20 protein-coding genes, 3 tRNA genes and 2 pseudogenes are annotated in these 20,315 nt (G+C 47.5%); 16 read left to right on the top strand and 9 right to left on the bottom strand.

Annotated elements, in window-relative coordinates:
• Nucleotides 1–59: 59 nt before the first annotated feature.
• Nucleotides 60–860, top strand: a complete 801-nt coding sequence (tcyJ, locus tag FEK43_RS12015; protein ID WP_130208565.1) for a cystine ABC transporter substrate-binding protein — start codon at nucleotides 60–62, stop codon at nucleotides 858–860.
• Between the two features lie 21 nt (nucleotides 861–881).
• On the opposite strand, the pseudogene FEK43_RS12020 reads toward tcyJ, so the two are convergent.
• The 3 genes and pseudogenes from FEK43_RS12020 to FEK43_RS23090 all read right to left on the bottom strand — a co-directional run.
• A pseudogene (locus FEK43_RS12020) lies at nucleotides 882–1,131 on the bottom strand (IS3 family transposase); the annotation flags it as partial.
• A gap of 19 nt (nucleotides 1,132–1,150) precedes the next feature.
• Nucleotides 1,151–5,122, bottom strand: a complete 3,972-nt coding sequence (locus tag FEK43_RS12025; protein ID WP_138158559.1) for an autotransporter outer membrane beta-barrel domain-containing protein — start codon at nucleotides 5,120–5,122, stop codon at nucleotides 1,151–1,153.
• Nucleotides 5,123–5,561: 439 nt separating this feature from the next.
• Nucleotides 5,562–5,693: pseudogene (locus FEK43_RS23090) on the bottom strand (integrase); the annotation flags it as partial.
• Nucleotides 5,694–5,932: 239 nt separating this feature from the next.
• Between FEK43_RS23090 and dcyD the strand changes: the two are divergent.
• The 4 genes from dcyD to sdiA all read left to right on the top strand — a co-directional run bounded on the left by dcyD (nucleotide 5,933) and on the right by sdiA (nucleotide 9,303).
• Nucleotides 5,933–6,919: a D-cysteine desulfhydrase gene (dcyD, locus tag FEK43_RS12035; RefSeq protein ID WP_135407089.1), complete on the top strand. Its 987-nt coding sequence runs from the start codon at nucleotides 5,933–5,935 to the stop codon at nucleotides 6,917–6,919.
• Between the two features lie 14 nt (nucleotides 6,920–6,933).
• A complete protein-coding gene (tcyL, locus tag FEK43_RS12040; RefSeq protein ID WP_130223595.1) occupies nucleotides 6,934–7,602 on the top strand; it encodes a cystine ABC transporter permease in 669 nt (222 codons plus the stop codon).
• Nucleotides 7,599–8,351: an L-cystine ABC transporter ATP-binding protein TcyN gene (gene tcyN, locus FEK43_RS12045; protein WP_130218658.1), complete on the top strand. Its 753-nt coding sequence runs from the start codon at nucleotides 7,599–7,601 to the stop codon at nucleotides 8,349–8,351. The genes tcyL and tcyN overlap by 4 nt, the downstream gene beginning before the upstream one ends.
• A 229-nt stretch (nucleotides 8,352–8,580) precedes the next feature.
• Nucleotides 8,581–9,303 (top strand): transcriptional regulator SdiA, encoded by a 723-nt coding sequence (gene sdiA / locus FEK43_RS12050; RefSeq protein WP_130208555.1) that lies wholly within the window; start codon nucleotides 8,581–8,583, stop codon nucleotides 9,301–9,303.
• Nucleotides 9,304–9,369: 66 nt separating this feature from the next.
• Here sdiA and yecF read toward each other — a convergent pair whose 3' ends face one another.
• Nucleotides 9,370–9,594 carry a DUF2594 family protein YecF gene (gene yecF / locus FEK43_RS12055; RefSeq protein WP_000106474.1) on the bottom strand — a complete coding sequence of 75 codons (225 nt, stop codon included), beginning with the start codon at nucleotides 9,592–9,594 and terminating at the stop codon, nucleotides 9,370–9,372.
• Nucleotides 9,581–9,715: a hypothetical protein gene (locus FEK43_RS12060; protein ID WP_240731141.1), complete on the bottom strand. Its 135-nt coding sequence runs from the start codon at nucleotides 9,713–9,715 to the stop codon at nucleotides 9,581–9,583. The genes yecF and FEK43_RS12060 overlap by 14 nt, the downstream gene beginning before the upstream one ends.
• Before the next feature lie 338 nt (nucleotides 9,716–10,053).
• Here FEK43_RS12060 and uvrY point away from each other — a divergent pair, with 338 nt between their 5' ends.
• From uvrY to yecA, 7 genes are all read left to right on the top strand, one after another.
• Complete coding sequence (uvrY, locus tag FEK43_RS12065) at nucleotides 10,054–10,710, top strand: UvrY/SirA/GacA family response regulator transcription factor (RefSeq protein ID WP_064529316.1); 657 nt, start codon at nucleotides 10,054–10,056, stop codon at nucleotides 10,708–10,710.
• A complete protein-coding gene (gene uvrC, locus FEK43_RS12070; RefSeq protein ID WP_130208553.1) occupies nucleotides 10,707–12,539 on the top strand; it encodes an excinuclease ABC subunit UvrC in 1,833 nt (610 codons plus the stop codon). Before uvrY ends, uvrC begins: the two co-directional genes overlap by 4 nt.
• A gap of 56 nt (nucleotides 12,540–12,595) precedes the next feature.
• Nucleotides 12,596–13,144: a CDP-diacylglycerol--glycerol-3-phosphate 3-phosphatidyltransferase gene (gene pgsA / locus FEK43_RS12075; RefSeq protein WP_001160187.1), complete on the top strand. Its 549-nt coding sequence runs from the start codon at nucleotides 12,596–12,598 to the stop codon at nucleotides 13,142–13,144.
• A 151-nt stretch (nucleotides 13,145–13,295) separates the two neighbouring features.
• Nucleotides 13,296–13,371 (top strand) — tRNA-Gly (locus FEK43_RS12080).
• A 54-nt stretch (nucleotides 13,372–13,425) separates the two neighbouring features.
• Nucleotides 13,426–13,499 (top strand) — tRNA-Cys (locus FEK43_RS12085).
• An 11-nt stretch (nucleotides 13,500–13,510) separates the two neighbouring features.
• Nucleotides 13,511–13,597: transfer RNA gene (locus FEK43_RS12090), tRNA-Leu, on the top strand.
• A 193-nt stretch (nucleotides 13,598–13,790) separates the two neighbouring features.
• Complete coding sequence (yecA, locus tag FEK43_RS12095) at nucleotides 13,791–14,456, top strand: UPF0149 family protein YecA (protein WP_130208551.1); 666 nt, start codon at nucleotides 13,791–13,793, stop codon at nucleotides 14,454–14,456.
• A gap of 93 nt (nucleotides 14,457–14,549) precedes the next feature.
• Here the strand turns inward: yecA and tyrP are convergent, their stop codons facing one another.
• On the bottom strand, nucleotides 14,550–15,761 hold the full coding sequence (gene tyrP, locus FEK43_RS12100) for a tyrosine transporter TyrP (protein WP_130208549.1): 1,212 nt from the start codon (nucleotides 15,759–15,761) through the stop codon (nucleotides 14,550–14,552).
• A 189-nt stretch (nucleotides 15,762–15,950) separates the two neighbouring features.
• On the opposite strand from tyrP, the gene FEK43_RS12105 reads away from it, so the two are divergent.
• Nucleotides 15,951–16,190 carry a YecH family metal-binding protein gene (locus FEK43_RS12105; RefSeq protein WP_130208547.1) on the top strand — a complete coding sequence of 80 codons (240 nt, stop codon included), beginning with the start codon at nucleotides 15,951–15,953 and terminating at the stop codon, nucleotides 16,188–16,190.
• Between the two features lie 37 nt (nucleotides 16,191–16,227).
• On the opposite strand, the gene ftnA is transcribed toward FEK43_RS12105, so the two are convergent.
• A complete protein-coding gene (gene ftnA, locus FEK43_RS12110) occupies nucleotides 16,228–16,725 on the bottom strand; it encodes a non-heme ferritin (protein ID WP_000917207.1) in 498 nt (165 codons plus the stop codon).
• Nucleotides 16,726–16,903: 178 nt separating this feature from the next.
• Nucleotides 16,904–17,227 (bottom strand): YecR family lipoprotein, encoded by a 324-nt coding sequence (gene yecR, locus FEK43_RS12115; protein ID WP_130208545.1) that lies wholly within the window; start codon nucleotides 17,225–17,227, stop codon nucleotides 16,904–16,906.
• A 253-nt stretch (nucleotides 17,228–17,480) separates the two neighbouring features.
• On the opposite strand from yecR, the gene azuC reads away from it, so the two are divergent.
• Together azuC and yecJ are read left to right on the top strand one after the other, a co-directional pair.
• Nucleotides 17,481–17,567 carry a stress response protein AzuC gene (gene azuC, locus FEK43_RS12120; protein WP_010723106.1) on the top strand — a complete coding sequence of 29 codons (87 nt, stop codon included), beginning with the start codon at nucleotides 17,481–17,483 and terminating at the stop codon, nucleotides 17,565–17,567.
• A gap of 115 nt (nucleotides 17,568–17,682) precedes the next feature.
• Nucleotides 17,683–17,934: a DUF2766 family protein YecJ gene (yecJ, locus tag FEK43_RS12125; RefSeq protein ID WP_064529310.1), complete on the top strand. Its 252-nt coding sequence runs from the start codon at nucleotides 17,683–17,685 to the stop codon at nucleotides 17,932–17,934.
• 82 nt (nucleotides 17,935–18,016) lie between these two features.
• Here yecJ and FEK43_RS12130 read toward each other — a convergent pair whose 3' ends face one another.
• On the bottom strand, nucleotides 18,017–18,520 hold the full coding sequence (locus tag FEK43_RS12130; protein ID WP_130208543.1) for a non-heme ferritin-like protein: 504 nt from the start codon (nucleotides 18,518–18,520) through the stop codon (nucleotides 18,017–18,019).
• Between the two features lie 791 nt (nucleotides 18,521–19,311).
• Here FEK43_RS12130 and araF point away from each other — a divergent pair.
• The gene (araF, locus tag FEK43_RS12135) at nucleotides 19,312–20,301 is read left to right on the top strand and encodes an arabinose ABC transporter substrate-binding protein AraF (protein WP_130208541.1); all 990 of its coding nucleotides are present in this window, start codon (nucleotides 19,312–19,314) and stop codon (nucleotides 20,299–20,301) included.
• Nucleotides 20,302–20,315 lie beyond the last annotated feature (14 nt).

Below are 20,315 nucleotides of genomic sequence, written 5' to 3' on the forward strand. Positions count from 1 at the left end.
TTGTGTTTACAAACAATGGCTCTACACTGCAAACCAACAAAACAACATTCGGGGTGAATATGAAACTAGCACATCTGGGACATCAGGCGTTGATGGGCGTTATGGCCGTGGCGCTGGTTGCGGGTATGAGCGTGAAAAGTTTTGCCAACGAAGGCCTGCTCAATAAAGTAAAAGAGCGTGGCACGTTGCTGGTGGGACTGGAAGGGACTTACCCGCCGTTTAGCTTTCAGGGCGATGACGGCAAGTTGACTGGTTTTGAAGTGGAATTTGCCCAACAACTGGCAAAACATCTGGGCGTTGATGCCGCATTAAAACCGACCAAATGGGACGGGATGCTGGCGTCACTGGATTCTAAACGCATCGATGTGGTGATTAACCAGGTCACCATTTCTGATGAACGCAAGAAAAAATACGATTTTTCTACCCCTTACACCATTTCCGGTATTCAGGCGCTGGTGAAAAAAGGTAATGAAGGCACAATAAAAACCGCAGACGACCTGAAAGGTAAAAAAGTTGGTGTTGGTTTAGGCACCAACTATGAAGAGTGGCTGCGTCAGAATGTTCAGGGTGTTGATGTGCGCACTTATGATGACGACCCGACCAAGTACCAGGATCTGCGCGTAGGCCGTATTGATGCCATCCTGGTTGACCGTCTGGCGGCGCTGGATTTGGTGAAGAAAACCAATGATACGCTGGCAGTAACTGGCGAAGCCTTCTCCCGCCAGGAGTCAGGTGTCGCGCTGCGTAAAGGTAACGAAGACTTGCTGAAAGCAGTTAACGATGCCATTGCAGAAATGCAAAAAGATGGAACCTTGCAAGCCCTTTCCGAAAAATGGTTTGGTGCTGATGTGAGCAAATAATCAACGTATTGACTGGTCCTGCTATAAGTTGACAGATTTCTGTCTGTAAAACGCCTGATGAATTTCATCGGGCGTTTTGTCTTTCAGTGCCAGGTGTGGCCGCTCATGGTTATAAATTGCCACGGATTTTTTACTATTATCCGGTCCTGCAGGACGCGAGTTTTTCAGGAGCCCGTTTATTCGTTCAGCCAGCGCATTCTGGTCGCAGTCATAACCAACGGTCATTGAGCAGGTTATCCCGTTTCTCTCATGCACTGACTGATAAAGCGCTGGCTACTCCACTACCCGGTTCAGAATGTATACTTCGCTCCCAGCATGGCAGAGGCGTCACTGTATCCCTCGTCACCGATCTGTACACCCACATTGCCCCACAGGTTCAGATGGTCATTAATCTGTCCCTCAACACCGGTTTTTACTTCTCCGATATTGCTGGCGCCGTCCTGATGTACCGTCACACCGTTCATGCGGGTGCCAAAATCACGGGTGTTGTGCAGCCAGTTCACCTCAACGAACGGACGGAACTCATGGGATTTGCCGTCATTCATTCTGTTGTGTTCCTTAATCCAGGTTTTCACGCCCAGAAGGGTATGGACGTTACCGTCACCAGTGCTTTCAACACGGGTACCATTGCGTTCGCGGTGCTCATCAGCTTTTACGCCCATCCAGATAACCTGAGCCTGAGGCTGGACATACCATTCGTTCAGACTGCCATGGCTACCGGTAAACTCACCGGTTTTCCAGACATAACCGGTTTCCAGTGAGGCTGTCAGACCTTTTGATTTCCAGGATTCCCCCGGTAGTCCGTCACCTTTCACATCGTTATCGAACCAACTGTACTGTGCCCAGCTATCCAGATAAGCCCCGCTATGTATCTCATCATTAGCATACCAGGTGGCATACAGACCTGTGTTGTATCCTTTCACACTGCCTTTTGAACTGTATCCGGTACGTACAGAATCTGTATTGTTATGGTCATTACCGTAACCAGCCATAACCCCCAGATGCCAGCGGTCAGATCTGTTCCGGCGCCACTGGGCCAGGTCACCGCCCATCTGCAGGACGTAACGGTTACCCTGTGTTTTCAGTTGACCTGTACCGTCACGCCAGCGGTTGTGTCCCCCTTCATGGCGCATCCACATGCTGGTTTCTTTCTGCTCACCGGTAATCACATCGGTGTAATGCATTGGCCCCAGGCGTTCATGAAGACGGGTCACGAACAGAGTGTTTGCGGCAGCAATGTTCGCCGTGTAGGAGCCAGCTTCCGGGCGCAGGTCGTTGTCATGACCACCCGGAGCAGGTTCAGGGGCAGGGGGTTGCATTGCTTTCAGAGCGCGCAGCAGGAACGGAGTGTTTTTACCACTGGTCAGATACCAGTTATCACGGTTGCTTCCCTGACCACGTCCCAGCGTGTAGTCATAAGCCCCGGCGGCAATACGCCCGGCCTGAATAAATGCAGCACTGTCAGCATTTCCGTCGACATGAATCAACTCAATACCGTTCAGTGTCTGTGCTCCGGTACCACCTGCATTTATAACAACCACTCGGGTCTGACTGGAAGCATTGCCTTTAATAACCAGTTTGTCTGTTGCGGAGCTGTCATTCCCCAGAGCGGTGTTCATGAGCAGTAAGCCATTATTACCGGTATAGTTACCTCCGATCGTCAGTACATTACCCGGAGCATCGGCTCTCAGGTCAAGAGTACCGCTGTTGGTTACGTTCCCGGCGACACCACCAGAGCCGGAGAGTGTCCCCTGCTGAGCGATGGTGACCTGGCTGTTGGCAAGCATGACAGGTGCATCAGCCTTGCCCAGAATCAGTGTGCCGGCAGTGTTAACCAAGCCTGTTCCCAGTCCGTCAGTATTAAGCACTTTCACCATTGCCTTTTCTGCGATAGTGGTGGTGGCATTCAGGGCGCGGCTGGTACCAGTAATATCGAACACGCCACCGCTGATGTTCAGGGAGCCAGAGCCGATGAGGGTACCTGCAGACAGGCCTCCACCTGTGAGGGTCAGATTACCGCCATTAATGTTCAGTATGGAACCTGCTGCGCTGTTCAGTTTACCTGCGGTCTGGCTGTGACCGTTCATGTCCAGCATGGTGTCGTCTGCCAGGCGAATCTCGCTGGTCTGCCCCAGAGCACTGTTGCTGTTCATGCGGACATTGCCGCCGCGGATGTCTGTTACACCCGTGTAAGTGTTTTTGGAAGACAGAATCAGTGTTCCTTCGCCTGCTTTGGTCAGCGTTTTTCCATCCCAGCCATGAGATAACTGAACAGCATTGTTATCTGCAAGTCGCACCTTCAGCTCTAACACCGCGCCTTTCCTTAGATCAAACGTGCCATATCCATTTCCTGAGGGGTCATTCCACTTCAGGGAAGAACTAACCTCTTTTACTGTCTGCCCGTTACCACTAAGTGATGTTAAAACATAGTCTTCAGCACCATCACTCAGTAGATTATTATGCTGATAAATATTATTTTCAGAGAGCCCTGTTATGCCGTCGGAGGTCGTCAACAAGCCGTACTCATTTTGCTTCCATATTGTCATGGCAGTATCAACATTAAGCACTGCACCGTTATTGAACTGGATATTGTTGGCAGTTAAATGACTGGAACCTGTACTCATACTCAGCGATGAATCTCTGTCAAATACCGAACTTCCGCTAAAGGTGACATCAGCTCCCGAAACGGAAATATGTGTACCTGTACCCGCACTCAGATTGCCTTTGATCTCAGAGCTGGCGGAGTCTTTATTTGTAATGGACAGAGAATTACCATCAGCATTATTTTCAACATTATTCAAAACAATATCACCTTGAATGACAGAACCAGCGAAGAGATTCAACGAGTTAGTTCCACCATTCAGAGATATTGCGGTATCACAATCTTGCCCTCTGTTACCAGATACTCCTCCGGAGAAGATAACGTTACTTTCACCTTCCTGTCCGCCACTCCCAGGCAATATCCTGCCATGATTATTTATCGTGATATTACTCCCGGAGATAGCAGTACCACCATTACCTCCGTTGCCACCATTACCTCCGGCACCAGTTTTATTATTTTCAAGGGAACGCCATCCATCGCCACCATCACCACCAGTGCCGCCATTTCCACCAATAATATTTCCATAATTATTTATTTCCATATTATTTCCAGATATGGCAATCCCCCCGGTGCCACCAATACCTCCCGTACCACCAGAACCAAGGGGCGCTGAGTCAGTGTAATCATATTCATCTGTACCACCGCTACCACCTTCACCACCAGTGCCTCCCTGTCCGCCAGTTATATCTCCCGTATTATTTATCTTAATATTATTACCATATATAGCAGACCCTCCAATACCACCACTACCACCGGTACTCCCATTAATATTCGGAACGGTAGAAAATTCGACACTACCTTCACCACCGCGAGCACCATCCCCCCCCTGGCCACCTGTAATGTGATTATTATTTGTTATCTCCATATTATTTCCGGATATTGCCGTGCCTCCGTTCCCTCCGGTGCCGGCAGAAGCCCCCCATACCGCCCACCAGGCACCACTACTACCTTGCCCGGCAGTGATATTTCCGTTATTGCTTATTTGAAGATTATTGCCAGATATGGCAGCCCCACCAACAGCAGGAGTCCCCGTTAAACCACCGCTCTTATCGCCATAACCACTGGCTCCAGGCATTCCGCCATTGCCACCCTTAATGCTTCCGTTGTTCGTAATGGTAAGATCATCTCCGGAAATAGCGGTACCCGCTTCACCTCCATCGCCCCCGCCATTACCATAACCTCCCCAACCACCCTTACCACCGGAAATATCACCATAATTAACAAGAGTAAAATTATTTCCAGTAATAGCTGTGCCGCCCTGGCCTCCTGCAGACCCCATCTTAGTAACATCATCATCACCAGCCCATCCGCCTTCACCGCCACTAATGCGAGTTCCGCTGTTAATTGTCAGGATATTTTCATCCTGTAACGAACCAGGTACAACATTAACAATGAGAGCATCTTCACCGGCTTCCCCATCATCATTACCCGGGGGGTGACGCACGCCATCAGCACCAATGATATTTTCAGATATTTCAGCAGGGTTTCCTTCAGAAAGAGTAACTTCCTTTTTAGCTCCCAAAGCAGGCTGAATGGCCAGAGTGGCAGATATAAGGCTGAATAGTAATGTTGTCTTCATTCCCTCTTGCGTTATGCCGAATGTTTTTCTGTTGTTTATATATATATTAAACATTTCTTTTTTATTAATTCTGATTTTCACAAAAGCTCCATTTTTTTGTTTAAGAATGGTGGGTTAAATGTTTTGACTGTGTAATGTCATTGGGAAGTAATATGCATCATCCAATCATCATACAAATGATCGATGCGAGCATTATTGCAAATAAACAGAGAAAATCCATCTCAAGCAATCAGGTCGATTTTTTTTGGCGAGTAATTTGAAATTGTAATGTTTTCTGGATGTTAGTTTGTTTATTGGTCGGTGTAATTTTAGATAGTGAGTGTTTCTCTGCTTTTTTATAAGAAAAGTGCCTGAAAATACCGTCATGGAATATAATATTTTTATCCTAAAAACAGACATGGATATAAATAATAATTAATATAAAGATAATGGTTTCCTTATTAATGAATGGGTATGGATAACCAGGCTTGATCAACCTAAGATGCCAGGAGAAGTTATCCCCGCAACCAGGGGACATCAGATTTTCTGCTTTATGGACATAAGCAGCCTTTACACCGTTACGTTCCTGATGACCCATCGGATATTCAACAGCATCACGGGACCACAAATCTGATTCTATTAACACACTACCTGCTATCGCCCGGAATCCATGAGTACTACAGTTGCCATATGCTCAACGAAAGACCGAGAAAACTCCAGAGTACGAATCACTCACAGAACGGTTCAACCAGTGTGTTGCATCCCTCGGTTGAACTCACAGTCGGGAACGTGTCAACGCTATTCTGGACGGGCATAATGACAAAAAAGGGCGCTTTAATCGGTGCATTTTTTATTTATACGTTTCCAGCGTGCATAATAACAAGATCACAACAACACACATCGGAGGCTTTTATGCCATTGCATAATTTAACTCGTTTTCCACGGTTGGAGTTTATCGGCGCACCGACACCGCTCGAATATCTGCCACGTTTTTCTGATTATCTCGGGCGGGACATTTTCATCAAACGGGATGACGTCACCCCGTTGGCAATGGGCGGAAATAAGTTACGCAAACTGGAATTTCTCGCAGCAGACGCCTTGCGCGAAGGTGCCGATACACTGATTACCGCCGGAGCGATTCAGTCTAACCATGTGCGCCAGACTGCCGCAGTAGCCGCAAAACTTGGTCTGCACTGCGTGGCGCTGCTGGAAAATCCCATTGGTACTGCCGCAGAAAACTATTTAACCAACGGCAACCGCTTGTTGCTGGATCTGTTCAATACTCAGATTGAAATGTGCGATGCGCTGACCGATCCTGATGCCCAACTGGAAGAGTTAGCGACTCGCGTCGAAGCGCAAGGCTTTCGCCCATACGTCATTCCGGTTGGCGGTTCCAATGCTTTAGGGGCGTTGGGCTATGTGGAGAGTGCGCTGGAAATTGCCCAGCAGTGTGAAGGGGCGGTTAATATATCGTCGGTGGTGGTGGCATCAGGCAGTGCCGGAACTCACGCCGGGCTTGCTGTAGGGCTGGAACAACTGATGCCTGAAACAGAACTGATTGGCGTGACTGTTTCACGTTCTGTTGCTGACCAGTTGCCGAAGGTGGTTAGCCTACAACAGACGATCGCGAAAGAACTGGAGCTGACTGCATCAGCGGAAATTTTACTCTGGGATGACTATTTTGCGCCTGGTTACGGTGTGCCGAATGACGAAGGCATGGAGGCGGTGAAACTGCTGGCGCGTCTGGAAGGCATTCTGCTTGATCCCGTGTATACCGGAAAAGCGATGGCGGGGCTGATTGATGGTATAAGTCAGAAACGCTTCAAAGATGAAGGACCGATTCTGTTTATTCATACCGGGGGCGCGCCTGCACTGTTCGCCTATCATCCCCACGTTTAGCGCCGGAAATGCTCATGCAAGAAAGTATACAACTGGTTATTGATTCTCTGCCGTTCCTGTTGAAAGGGGCAGGGTATACGCTGCAACTCAGCATCGGCGGCATGTTTTTTGGCTTACTGCTGGGATTTATTCTCGCGCTGATGCGCCTGTCGCCCGTCTGGCCAGTGCGCTGGCTGGCGCGTTTTTATATCTCCATTTTCCGTGGTACGCCACTCATCGCACAGCTGTTTATGATCTACTACGGCTTGCCGCAGTTTGGCATTGAATTAGACCCGATTCCGTCAGCGATGATTGGCCTGTCACTGAACACCGCCGCCTATGCAGCCGAAACGCTGCGGGCAGCGATTTCGTCCATTGATAAAGGTCAGTGGGAGGCGGCTGCCAGTATCGGCATGACGCCGTGGCAAACCATGCGTCGTGCTATTTTGCCACAGGCCGCGCGGGTAGCACTGCCGCCGCTGTCGAACAGTTTTATCAGCCTGGTAAAAGATACTTCTCTGGCTGCGACGATTCAGGTGCCAGAGCTGTTCCGTCAGGCGCAGTTGATTACTTCACGCACACTGGAAGTTTTCACCATGTATCTGGCGGCTTCGCTCATCTACTGGATAATGGCGACGGTGTTATCGACGTTGCAGAACCATTTTGAGAATCAACTTAATCGCCAGGAGAGGGATCCAAAATGAGTGCCATTGACGTTAAAAACCTGGTGAAAAAATTCCACGGTCAGACGGTGCTGCATGGCATAGATCTGGAGGTTAAAACCGGCGAAGTAGTGGCGATTATAGGTCCAAGCGGCTCCGGGAAAACCACGTTGCTACGCAGCATAAATTTGCTGGAACAACCAGAAGCGGGGACGATTACCGTCGGGGATATCACCATTGATACCGCGCGTTCGTTAAGTCAGCAAAAATCCCTGATTCGTCAGTTGCGCCAGCACGTTGGTTTTGTTTTCCAGAACTTTAATTTGTTTCCGCATCGTACGGTGCTGGAAAACATTATTGAAGGGCCGGTGATTGTCAAAGGTGAACCTAAAGAGGAAGCCACGGCGCGCGCACGTGAGTTGTTGGCGAAAGTTGGCCTTGCAGGCAAAGAAACCAGCTATCCACGTCGTTTATCTGGCGGTCAACAGCAGCGTGTGGCGATTGCCCGGGCGCTGGCGATGCGCCCCGAGGTGATTTTGTTTGATGAGCCAACGTCGGCACTGGACCCAGAGCTGGTGGGCGAAGTCCTGAATACTATCCGCCAGCTGGCACAGGAAAAGCGCACAATGGTCATTGTTACGCACGAAATGAGCTTTGCCCGTGACGTTGCTGACCGCGCGATCTTTATGGACCAGGGGCGGATAGTAGAGCAGGGCTCGGCGAAAGCGTTATTTGCTAATCCACAGCAGCCCCGTACCCGCCAGTTTCTCGAGAAGTTTCTACTGCAATAATAAGAAAAAATCAGCCCCGGTGAGTTAGTGACCGGGGCGAACCACTCTTTTGAAGACTCAATAAACGGTCAATAAATCAGCATAACTCATTAATAACATAAGAGAATGCGATGTCTTGCAAAAGTAATTCATTATCTGAATAATATAAATTATATATAAATCTTATTTATGTGATAGCTTGAGTTTTCAGTATAAATGATACTCACTCTCAGGGGCATTGCGGTTTACTATGCAGGATACGGATTTTTTTAGCTGGCGTCGCACAATGCTGTCGCGCTTTCAGAGGATGGAGGCCGCAGAAGAGGTCTACCATGAAATAGAGCTTCAGGCTCAGCAGCTTGAGTACGATTACTATTCGTTATGTGTTCGCCACCCGGTGCCATTCACGCGACCCAAAGTGGCTTTCTACACCAATTACCCTGAGTCGTGGGTTAGTTATTATCAGGCAAAAAACTTTCTCGCTATTGATCCCGTGCTCAATCCTGAAAACTTCAGTCAGGGCCATTTATTGTGGAATGATGACTTATTCAGTGAAGCCCAGCCATTATGGGAGGCTGCGCGTGCGCATGGTTTACGCAGGGGAGTCACTCAGTATTTAATGCTACCGAACCGGGCGTTGGGATTTTTGTCATTTTCTCGTAGCAGTACGCGCGAAATACCTGTTCTTAGTGATGAGCTGCAATTAAAAATGCAGTTACTGGTGCGCGAAAGTCTGATGGCGCTGATGCGTTTAAATGATCAAATAGTGATGACGCCGGAGATGAATTTCAGTAAGCGGGAAAAGGAAATTTTGAAATGGACCGCGGAAGGTAAGACATCGGCAGAGATTGCGATGATCTTGTCAATCTCCGAGAACACGGTTAATTTTCATCAGAAAAACATGCAGAAAAAAATCAACGCGCCGAATAAGACCCAGGTTGCCTGCTACGCTGCCGCAACTGGCTTAATATGACCTCTATTACATTCTGCGTGCCAGGTGTAAAACCGGCTGAAAGGTGTGCTTTCAGCCGGTTTTATATTACTGGCGGTAGGCCTGTTTAATTTGCTTAACCGTTTTGGAAAATACCGCAGCCTGGGTTTCGTCTTCGATCAGCGCAAGCTGTTTTTCCATCTTTAACATCACGCGGCCCGCGTCAGCTTGTCCCATCGCCTGCAGCATCAGCGTCAGCATCGCTTTCAGGCAGGAGACTTCATTTGCCAGTTCTTGATTATTCTCGGCAGTAGAAAAATCAGGCGTACTCATTTATTTTCCTCGTCATGTTGCAATGAAAATTTGCAGTAAAAAATGTTAAGGCAGCGGAGTATACCATAAGCTTTGCTAAAAATAGCAGTGGTTGTTTTTTGGTCGCTGAATCATCATTGATATTAAATTAGTTAATATAGTGGTTAATAAATATTTATATCATGAATGTTTTTTGTGCGTATTTATTGAGTTAATTAATGTTACATATTCATGCTGATGATTTTTCATTTGTGCTGAATGAAGTCAATTTTTGTCACATTTCAGTCTAACAGATAGGTTACAACGCCCCGGAAGCTTTTTGGTGACGGACGTGATCATAACTGTGGACAATCGAATTATCAAAAATGAGAGAAAAATCGAATACCCACCATTTTTAACGTTTCAAAGTTGCAATAAAACCCGCTAATATACGGATGACTAACTATCAGTAGCGTTATCCCTATTTCTGGAGATATTCCTTTGATCAACGTTCTACTTGTTGATGACCACGAACTGGTGCGCGCAGGGATACGACGCATTCTGGAAGATATAAAGGGTATTAAAGTCGTTGGTGAGGCTTCCTGTGGTGAAGATGCCGTTAAGTGGTGCCGGGCAAATTCCGTCGACGTGGTGCTAATGGACATGAGTATGCCTGGCATTGGCGGCCTTGAGGCGACGCGTAAAATCGCCCGTTCAACCGCAGATGTCAAAATCATCATGCTTACGGTTCACACCGAAAACCCTTTACCAGCAAAAGTCATGCAGGCTGGCGCTGCGGGCTATCTAAGCAAAGGTGCGGCCCCGCAGGAGGTGGTGAGCGCGATTCGTTCTGTCTATTCTGGGCAGCGTTATATTGCTTCTGACATTGCGCAACAAATGGCGTTAAGCCAGATCGAACCAGAAAAAACAGAAAGCCCATTTGCCAGTTTGTCTGAACGCGAATTGCAGATTATGCTGATGATTACCAAAGGCCAGAAGGTCAATGAGATTTCAGAACAGCTTAATCTCAGCCCGAAAACGGTGAACAGCTATCGCTACCGTATGTTCAGTAAATTAAACATTCATGGCGATGTTGAGCTGACTCACCTGGCTATTCGCCATGGTTTGTGTAATGCGGAGACGTTAACAAGTCAGTGAGTGTTCAGTTTGACGCAAAAGCGTTTTTAAAAACCGTCACCAGCCAGCCGGGCGTATATCGCATGTATGATGCTGGTGGTACGGTTATTTATGTCGGTAAAGCGAAAGACCTGAAAAAACGGCTTTCCAGCTATTTCCGTAGCAATCTCGCTTCGCGCAAAACGGAAGCGTTGGTCGCCCAGATCCAGCAAATCGATGTCACGGTGACTCATACTGAAACCGAAGCATTATTGCTGGAACACAACTACATCAAACTCTATCAGCCGCGTTACAACGTTTTGTTACGCGATGATAAATCTTACCCCTTTATCTTCCTCAGTGGCGATACACATCCACGTTTGGCGATGCATCGCGGTGCAAAGCACGCCAAGGGAGAGTATTTCGGCCCGTTCCCGAATGGTTATGCGGTGCGTGAAACTCTGGCGTTGTTACAAAAGATTTTCCCCATTCGCCAGTGCGAAAATAGCGTTTATCGCAATCGCTCGCGTCCATGCCTGCAATACCAGATAGGGCGCTGTCTTGGGCCGTGCGTGGCCGGGTTGGTTAGCGAAGAAGAGTATGCCCAGCAGGTTGAATATGTGCGCCTGTTTTTATCGGGTAAAGACGATCAGGTGCTTAAGCAACTGATTAGCCGCATGGAAACAGCCAGCCAGAATCTGGAGTTTGAAGAGGCAGCTCGTATTCGCGACCAAATTCAGGCGGTGCGACGCGTCACCGAAAAACAATTTGTCTCTAATACGGGCGACGACCTTGATGTTATTGGCGTGGCGTTCGATGCTGGCATGGCATGTGTCCATGTTTTGTTTATTCGTCAGGGCAAAGTGCTCGGTAGCCGTAGCTATTTCCCGAAGGTGCCGGGCGGTACGGAACTGGGCGAAGTCGTGGAAACCTTTGTTGGTCAGTTCTATTTACAGGGCAGCCAGATGCGCACTCTCCCGGGTGAGATCCTGCTCGATTTTAATCTTAGCGATAAAACGCTGCTCGCCGATTCATTATCAGAACTGGCGGGGCGCAAGATAAACATTCAGACCAAACCGCGTGGCGACAGGGCGCGTTACCTGAAACTTGCGCGGACGAATGCAGCAACAGCGTTAACCACCAAACTTTCGCAGCAATCAACCGTTCATCAGCGACTGACAGCGCTTGCCAGCGTGTTGAAATTGCCGGAAGTGAAACGGATGGAATGTTTCGATATCAGCCATACGATGGGCGAACAAACCGTTGCCTCGTGCGTGGTGTTTGATGCTAATGGTCCACTGCGTGCGGAGTATCGGCGCTATAACATCAATGGCATTACGCCGGGCGATGATTATGCGGCGATGAATCAGGTGTTGCGTCGGCGTTATGGTAAAGCCATCGATGACAGTAAGATTCCGGACGTGATCCTGATTGATGGTGGCAAAGGACAACTTGCGCAGGCGAAAAATGTCTTCGCCGAGCTGGACGTCCCCTGGGATAAAAACCATCCGTTGTTACTTGGCGTTGCCAAAGGGGCCGACCGTAAGGCTGGGCTGGAAACATTGTTCTTCGAGCCTGAAGGAGAGGGCTTTAGCTTACCGCCAGATTCGCCTGCGTTGCACGTCATCCAGCATATTCGCGATGAATCACACGATCATGCGATTGGCGGACATCGCAAAAAACGGGCGAAGGTAAAAAATACCAGCACCCTGGAAACCATTGAAGGCGTCGGGCCAAAACGTCGACAAATGTTGTTGAAATATATGGGCGGTTTGCAAGGTTTACGTAACGCCAGCGTCGAAGAAATTGCAAAAGTGCCGGGTATTTCGCAAGGTCTGGCAGAAAAGATCTTCTGGTCGTTGAAACATTGATGTCTCTGTAGCAACATAGGGGTAATCTTACTGACAACAGATAGTTACCCGTCATTATGCAATTTAATATCCCTACGTTGCTCACACTGTTCCGTGTCATCCTTATCCCATTCTTTGTATTGGTTTTTTATCTACCTGTTACTTGGTCGCCGTTTGCTGCCGCGCTCATTTTCTGCGTCGCGGCGGTGACTGACTGGTTCGATGGTTTTCTGGCGCGTCGCTGGAACCAGAGTACCCGTTTTGGTGCCTTCCTTGATCCAGTAGCAGACAAAGTGCTTGTCGCCATCGCCATGGTGCTGGTAACCGAGCATTATCATAGCTGGTGGGTGACCTTACCGGCGGCAACGATGATTGCCCGTGAAATTATCATTTCTGCTCTGCGTGAATGGATGGCTGAACTCGGTAAACGTAGCAGTGTGGCCGTATCCTGGATTGGTAAAGTCAAAACGACTGCCCAGATGGTCGCGCTGGCCTGGTTGCTGTGGCGCCCGAATATTTGGGTTGAGTACGCCGGTATTGCCCTTTTCTTTGTGGCTGCGGTGCTGACACTCTGGTCAATGTTGCAATATTTGAGCGCTGCTCGCGCAGATTTGCTTGATCAGTGATCGTTTCGACGCAAATTTCAGCAAACGATCAAAAGTGATGAAAAATATCGTTGACTCAACGCGTCAGGTAAGTAGAATGCAACGCATCGAACGGCGGCACTGATTGCCAGACGATAATAAAATCAAGTAATTAGCTGATTGCTTGATGATTGCGGGAATAGCTCAGTTGGTAGAGCACGACCTTGCCAAGGTCGGGGTCGCGAGTTCGAGTCTCGTTTCCCGCTCCAGTTTAAACGACATCGGCATTAAGCGGGTGTCTGGCTGAAAAGCCTGAAGAATTTGGCGCGTTAACAAAGCGGTTATGTAGCGGATTGCAAATCCGTCTAGTCCGGTTCGACTCCGGAACGCGCCTCCAATTTTTCCCGAGCCCGGATGGTGGAATCGGTAGACACAAGGGATTTAAAATCCCTCGGCGTTCGCGCTGTGCGGGTTCAAGTCCCGCTCCGGGTACCATGGGAAAGATAAGAATAATCAAAGCAATAAGCAGTGTCGTGAAACCACCTTCGGGTGGTTTTTTTGTGCCTGCAACTTGTCGTTACACCCTCTCTGATTTTTAATCTCCGGGTAATCCACTCGAAAAGTATCTCTATGCCAGACCGACATGTAAGATAGGTGCTGGCGAGTCGAGATCCACAAGGAAAAGCGTATGAAAACTGGACCGTTAAACGAAAGTGAGTTGGAATGGCTGGATGATATCTTGACCAAATACAACACAGACCACGCCATCCTTGATGTGGCAGAGCTGGACGGTTTGTTGACGGCGGTGTTGAGTTCTCCGCAAGAAATTGAACCAGAACAGTGGCTGGTTGCTGTGTGGGGTGGGGCGGATTATGTGCCGCGCTGGGCGTCAGAGAAAGAGATGACGCGCTTTATGAACCTGGCGTTTCAACATATGGCCGATACTGCAGAGCGCCTCAACGAGTTTCCTGAACAGTTTGAACCGTTATTTGGTCTACGAGAAGTTGACGGTAGCGAGCTGACGATTGTCGAAGAGTGGTGCTTTGGCTATATGCGTGGCGTTGCGCTTTCTGACTGGTCAGCATTGCCTGACTCATTAAAACCAGCGCTTGAAGCGATTGCGTTGCACGGTACTGAGGAAAACTTCGAGCGCGTAGAGAAGATGTCGCCAGAAGCGTTTGAAGAAAGCGTGGATGCCATTCGACTGGCGGCGCTTGATTTGCATGCTTACTGGATGACGCATCCTCAGGAAAAAGCTGTTCAGCAACCGATTAAAGCTGAAGAAAAACCTGGTCGTAACGACCCTTGCCCATGTGGTAGTGGCAAGAAATATAAGCAGTGCTGCCTGCATTAAGAGGCTATATTGGGTGTCAGAATTAACTCTGGCACCCATGTTTTAAGGATGCGGACAAAAATCTGGACTATGTCCATATACACGGCAAAGCATTTATCCCACTTCTGGCAACAATCCTGCCGCAATCAAAAATTGCACGCCAATCACGCCAATGCCACAGATAAACACCAACACCAGTGCGGGACGTCCACCTTTCACCCGATAGCTTGCTTGTGGATTATGCTTCCTGCTCTGCCAGGTCAGCAGTGAAGGAATTATCAACGCTAATACTGCCAGCGCTACGCCAGCATACCCGAGCGCCATTACAAAACCACGTGGATAAAACAGCGCGAACGCCAGTGGCGGCAGAAAGGTAATTACACCGGTTTGCAGTCTTCCACCAACAGTATTGGAACGCTGAAACAAATCCGCCAGATAATCAAATAAGCCTAACGCTACGCCCAGGAAAGATGTGGCGAGGGCTAAATCAGCGAATAAATGCACTGCCAACTCGACATGCGGCGAGGCCACCACTTCGCGTAATGCCTGTAACAGCCCATTTAATCCAGCATGATTCGCCAGCAGTCCCATAAAGGTTGTTGAATCAATACTGCCCAGTGTCGCCAGTTGCCAGAAAATGTATGCCACCAGAGGGATCGCGCTACCGGTAATAAACACCCAGCGCAATTTACGAATGTTGCCATCCATATAGCTGACGATGCTCGGTACGCTACCGTGAAAACCAAACGAGGTAAAAATCACCGGAATTGCAGACAATGCCAGACCCTGTTGCAGTGGCAGCGTTAGCAGATTGATTTTATGAATATGTGGTAGCAGCAATACCAGCATTAGTACCAGGAAAATAATCTTGGCGCTGAACAGAAAACGGTTAAATAAATCGACCAGCGATGTCCCAACACAAACCACACCACCGGCAACAAAAGTAAACAACAGCACGCCAGCGGTTGTGGTCATTGAAATGCCTGTCCAGTCGCTGATGCTGGAGGCAAGTAATTCACCGGCACCGCTGATATATGCTGCGGTCAGGGCATACATTAAAAACATCATACTGAAGCCGGTCAGCCACTGACCGTAGCGGCCCAGATAGCGTTTTGCCAGTGTGCCTAAGCCGGTATCTGCAGGGACATGCTGATACACTTCCAGCAGTAACAGCGCGGTGTAACACATCAAGGCCCACAAGCCGATTAACAATGTCAGAGTGACGGTAAAACCGACGCCAGCCGCTGCCAGCGGCATTGCCAGCATACCTGCGCCAATTGTGGTTCCCGCCACGATAAAAACACTTCCCAGAGTTCTGTTTTTCACGCTTTCTTCTGTCCTGACGATCTTTATGAGTGATATCTGCGGCGCAGGTTAAGGCATTATCCATATTTCGTCAAATCGACGTTACATTTGGTGTAAATAAAAATGTACGATAAATGCATTCAGAACTGAGCTGGCGCAAAGCCATAAGGCGCGGGGATCGTTACGCTATGTTTTTTTTGAGGAGGAACGATGGAATCGATTCACGGTCATGAAGTGTTAAATATGATGATTGAATCAGGTGAGCAATATACGCACGCCAGCCTGGAAGCGGCGATCAAAGCGCGTTTTGGTGATCAGACACGTTTTCATACTTGCTCGGCTGAAGGGATGACAGCGGGAGAGTTGGTGGCTTTTCTGGCGGAAAAAGGCAAATTTATTCCCTGCGAAGAGGGGTTCTCAACCGATAAAAGTAAGATTTGTCGTCACTGATCTGAAACGGCGGCAGAAAATCTGCCGCCAGAGAAGATTAGTTTTGTGCGTCGAGGGTAGAGAGTTCTTTATCGATGAAATAAAGTCCTTCGCCGCTTTTCCCCGCCAGGCTCAATTTATCAATAATAGATTTGAACAACTTCTCTTCTTCGTGTTGCTCAGACACATACCATTGCAGGAAATTGAACGTTGGGTAGTCCTGATTAGTCATGGCAGCGTGAGCGAGTTCGTTAATTTTTTGCGTAATTAATTGTTCGTGTTTATAAGTTTCCTGGAATAATTCATCAAGTGAAGAATATTCAGCAAACGGTGATTCAACGGTATTAATTCGCGGTAAATTTCCGGTATCGGTCAGGTAATCAAACAGACGCTGCATATGCGTCATCTCTTCCTGGGCGTGGCGACGCAGAAACGCGGCAGCACCTTCGAAGGTGTGATAGCTGCACCATGCGCTCATTTGCTGATAAAGCAGTGAAGAGTAGAGTTCCAGGTTCATCTGCTCATTAAGTTTTTCAATCATTTCTGGTTTCAGCATGATAGTGCTCCACAAAGGTTATATTTGTTGCTGTGGCGCCACTATAATTTGTTATTTTATTATTTGCAAAAGGTAAAATATTAAAGTCAATTATTAAAAATGCGAATGTGAATAAAACGCATTAACGCTATTTGAGATGGTAATTAACCAGCGAAGCCTCCCTCGCTGATTAAAATCTTTATTGATAAGCCGAGGGGGTTAAGTATCGGCACTGATACGACAGTGTAAATTGCGTATTCAGACATAATGATCCTGCAAACAAACTACAGTTACTTACAGGTTGCCCAAACGCAAAGGCGCGGGTAAATCCAACCTGCTGACATGCGCGGTTCGCGATTCCCTGATCGAGATAGTTGTCAGTGCGGGCGTGTTGTAAAAAAGCCTGATTATAAACGAGGCGTACAATGCCACTCGTGGCATCAACATCGCTGAGGTGAGCCTGACGAGTTACGGTACAGCCCGCTACTGTTAAAAGTGAAAAAACAATTATCAGATGTTTCATGTCACAGCCTGAAGAGGGAGAAGAAACAGGTATTGTACTTGTGGACACAGCCAGGTTATGGACAGAAAAGACGACGGATTAGCGCTATTCCTTGCTTTCTTCAGAACGCACACATCTTGTGGTTATCATTTATGTAACATTAAAGGGGTATTTATGTGATTTGCATCACATAAAGATTGATTTTTGTGATGGATGTCATATTATAAGCAGCAAGAACAATAACACCTGCATAACAAATAATCGGAGTGGCGCGATGAAACTGCGTAAGATCCTGAAAAGCATGTTCAATAATTATTGCAAGACGTTCAAAGACGTACCGCCAGGCAATATGTTCAGATAATAAAAAAACCTGCTCCGGCAGGTTTTTTTATACCCTGATGCGGGCTGATGTGACTATCGTTGAGGAAGGGAAGCCGCTACTATAACGGCTTTCAAAATGCTATCAGGAGTTTAGGATGTCCCAGCCGCTGAATGCCGATCAGGAACTGGTTTCTGATGTTGTTGCTTGCCAGTTGGTGATCAAACAAATTCTCGACGTGCTCGATGTGATCGCGCCTGTTGAGGTTCGTGAAAAAATGTCCAGCCAGCTGAAGAATATTGATTTTACCCACCATCCGGCTGCTGCTGACCCAGTCACTATGCGTGCTATTCAAAAAGCCATCGCGTTGATTGAGCTAAAGTTTACCCCACAAAACGAATCCCATTAAAAAACCGCCGCCTCAGCGATGTGAGGCAGCGGTTTTCACCACTTTTTGTGTATTCGGCGCATCTTTTCATGCGCCGATTTTATTAATGTATCTGATGCGACACGACATTCAGAACATGCTGGTCGGTCTGGACAGGGCACATACCGGCCAGTTTCGCACTGCGCACTTCATCAAGAATGGTTTGCAGTAAGAGACCATCGTGCTGCTGTTCTTTTTCCAGATCGCGCAGAAAATCGACAGTAGAATCATCATTCAATTCTTTAGCTTCATTTGCTAATTGCGCCAGCGTGCTTGAACGCTGCTCATATTCTTCCAACGTTTTTTGGAAGAGTTCTTCCAGAGAGTTCAGTTTTTCGCCAGGTACATCAATGGCTTTAACGATGGGCGTCGCTCCGACGCTTTTCATGAAGTTAAACATGCGCATCATTTGAGTCACGTTACTTTGTGCCTGGGAGCGAAGAAAAGTCGCGGTGCCATTCAGACTTTGTTCAGAACACCAGTTGCTCAGGTGGAGGTAGAGATTGGATGCATAAAACTCGCGGTTCATTTGAGTGTTGAGTTTGAGAAGCATTCCAGTGGTTGCCATACCTAATATCCTTATATCCAGAAGACGAGAGGTGCAAGATAAATCAAAACACCGTAATTACTGTTTGCAGAATAATTCCTTTCTGCGGGTCCGAAATGTGATCCTGGAGTCAATTCTGACGATGATCTGAAATAAGCATAACGTCTGAAGCATTATAAGAAAATCCTTAAATCACCAAGTTTATATTTTTTTACATTTCATTGATTAGAGTTATTGATTTGCAATAACTCTCAATGTTGTGAATTTTTGGATGTTATTGATATTAAATGAATTTATCAATTTCATGATGCTGTTCTTATATTTTTAGGTATTTTTTCAGTTTTGCGATGATGCTCGCATTATGGATTTATCCTTCATTAATGAAGGTGGTGATAATTAACAGCGAAAGGAATTTTGTCTGGAATTTTTATTCTTCTTACATCATTCACCATTCAGCTGTAATGAGCAGCTTCTTGCCCGAGCAAATTAGATTAAAAAGAAGACACGCCAGAGCTATCAAATGATGCCACAAGGATTTCCAGGCTAATCTTATGGACTAATCTGCTAAGTCATTTCTCATTTGTCATACAATTGACGTCTTCCGTATGTCTTTTATTGCTAAATTCATGCACGTTCTCACTGTAATTCTGCGGTGTGATATTGCTCTCCTATGGAGAATTAATTTCTCGCTAAAACTATGCCAACACAGTCACTTATCTTTTCGCCAAAGGTAATGCTTTGTTTTCCGATTGAATTAACGAAAGTTCTTAGGTTTTGCCCTACACAAAATGATGCTAAAGCTGGAGATAACCATGCACAAATTTACTAAAGCTCTTGCAGCCATCGGTCTGGCTGCCGTTATGTCACAATCCGCTATGGCGGAAAATTTGAAACTCGGTTTCCTGGTGAAGCAACCAGAAGAACCGTGGTTTCAGACTGAATGGAAGTTTGCCGATAAAGCCGGGAAAGATTTAGGCTTTGAAGTTATTAAGATAGCCGTACCTGATGGCGAAAAAACACTGAACGCTATTGATAGCCTGGCAGCCAGTGGCGCGAAAGGTTTTGTTATCTGTACTCCGGACCCGAAACTGGGTGCAGCCATCGTGGCGAAAGCGCGTGGCTACGATATGAAAGTTATTGCCGTGGATGATCAGTTTGTTAATGCCAAAGGTAAGCCGGTTGATACCGTTCCATTGGTGATGATGGCGGCGACGAAAATTGGCGAACGTCAGGGCCAGGAACTGTATAAAGAGATGCAGAAACGTGGCTGGGATGTGAAAGAAAGCGCCGTAATGGCGATTACTGCCAACGAACTGGATACCGCCCGTCGTCGTACCACCGGTTCTATGGATGCGCTGAAAGCCGCCGGATTCCCGGAAAAACAAATTTATCAAGTTCCTACCAAATCTAACGACATTCCAGGGGCGTTTGACGCCGCCAACTCTATGCTGGTTCAGCATCCTGAAGTTAAACACTGGTTGATCGTCGGTATGAACGACAGCACCGTGCTGGGTGGCGTACGCGCGACGGAAGGTCAGGGCTTTAAAGCCGCAGATATTATCGGTATCGGTATTAACGGTGTGGATGCGGTGAGTGAACTGTCAAAGGCACAGGCTACGGGTTTCTATGGTTCACTGCTGCCAAGCCCGGACGTTCATGGCTATAAATCCAGCGAAATGCTTTACAACTGGGTAGCAAAAGACGTTGAACCGCCAAAATTCACTGAAGTTACCGACGTGGTGCTGATCACGCGTGACAACTTTAAAGAAGAACTGGAGAAAAAAGGTTTAGGCGGTAAGTAATCTGCCGGAAAAAT

It is taken from the genome of Escherichia sp. E2562 (assembly GCF_005781075.1).
GTDB lineage: Bacteria > Pseudomonadota > Gammaproteobacteria > Enterobacterales > Enterobacteriaceae > Escherichia.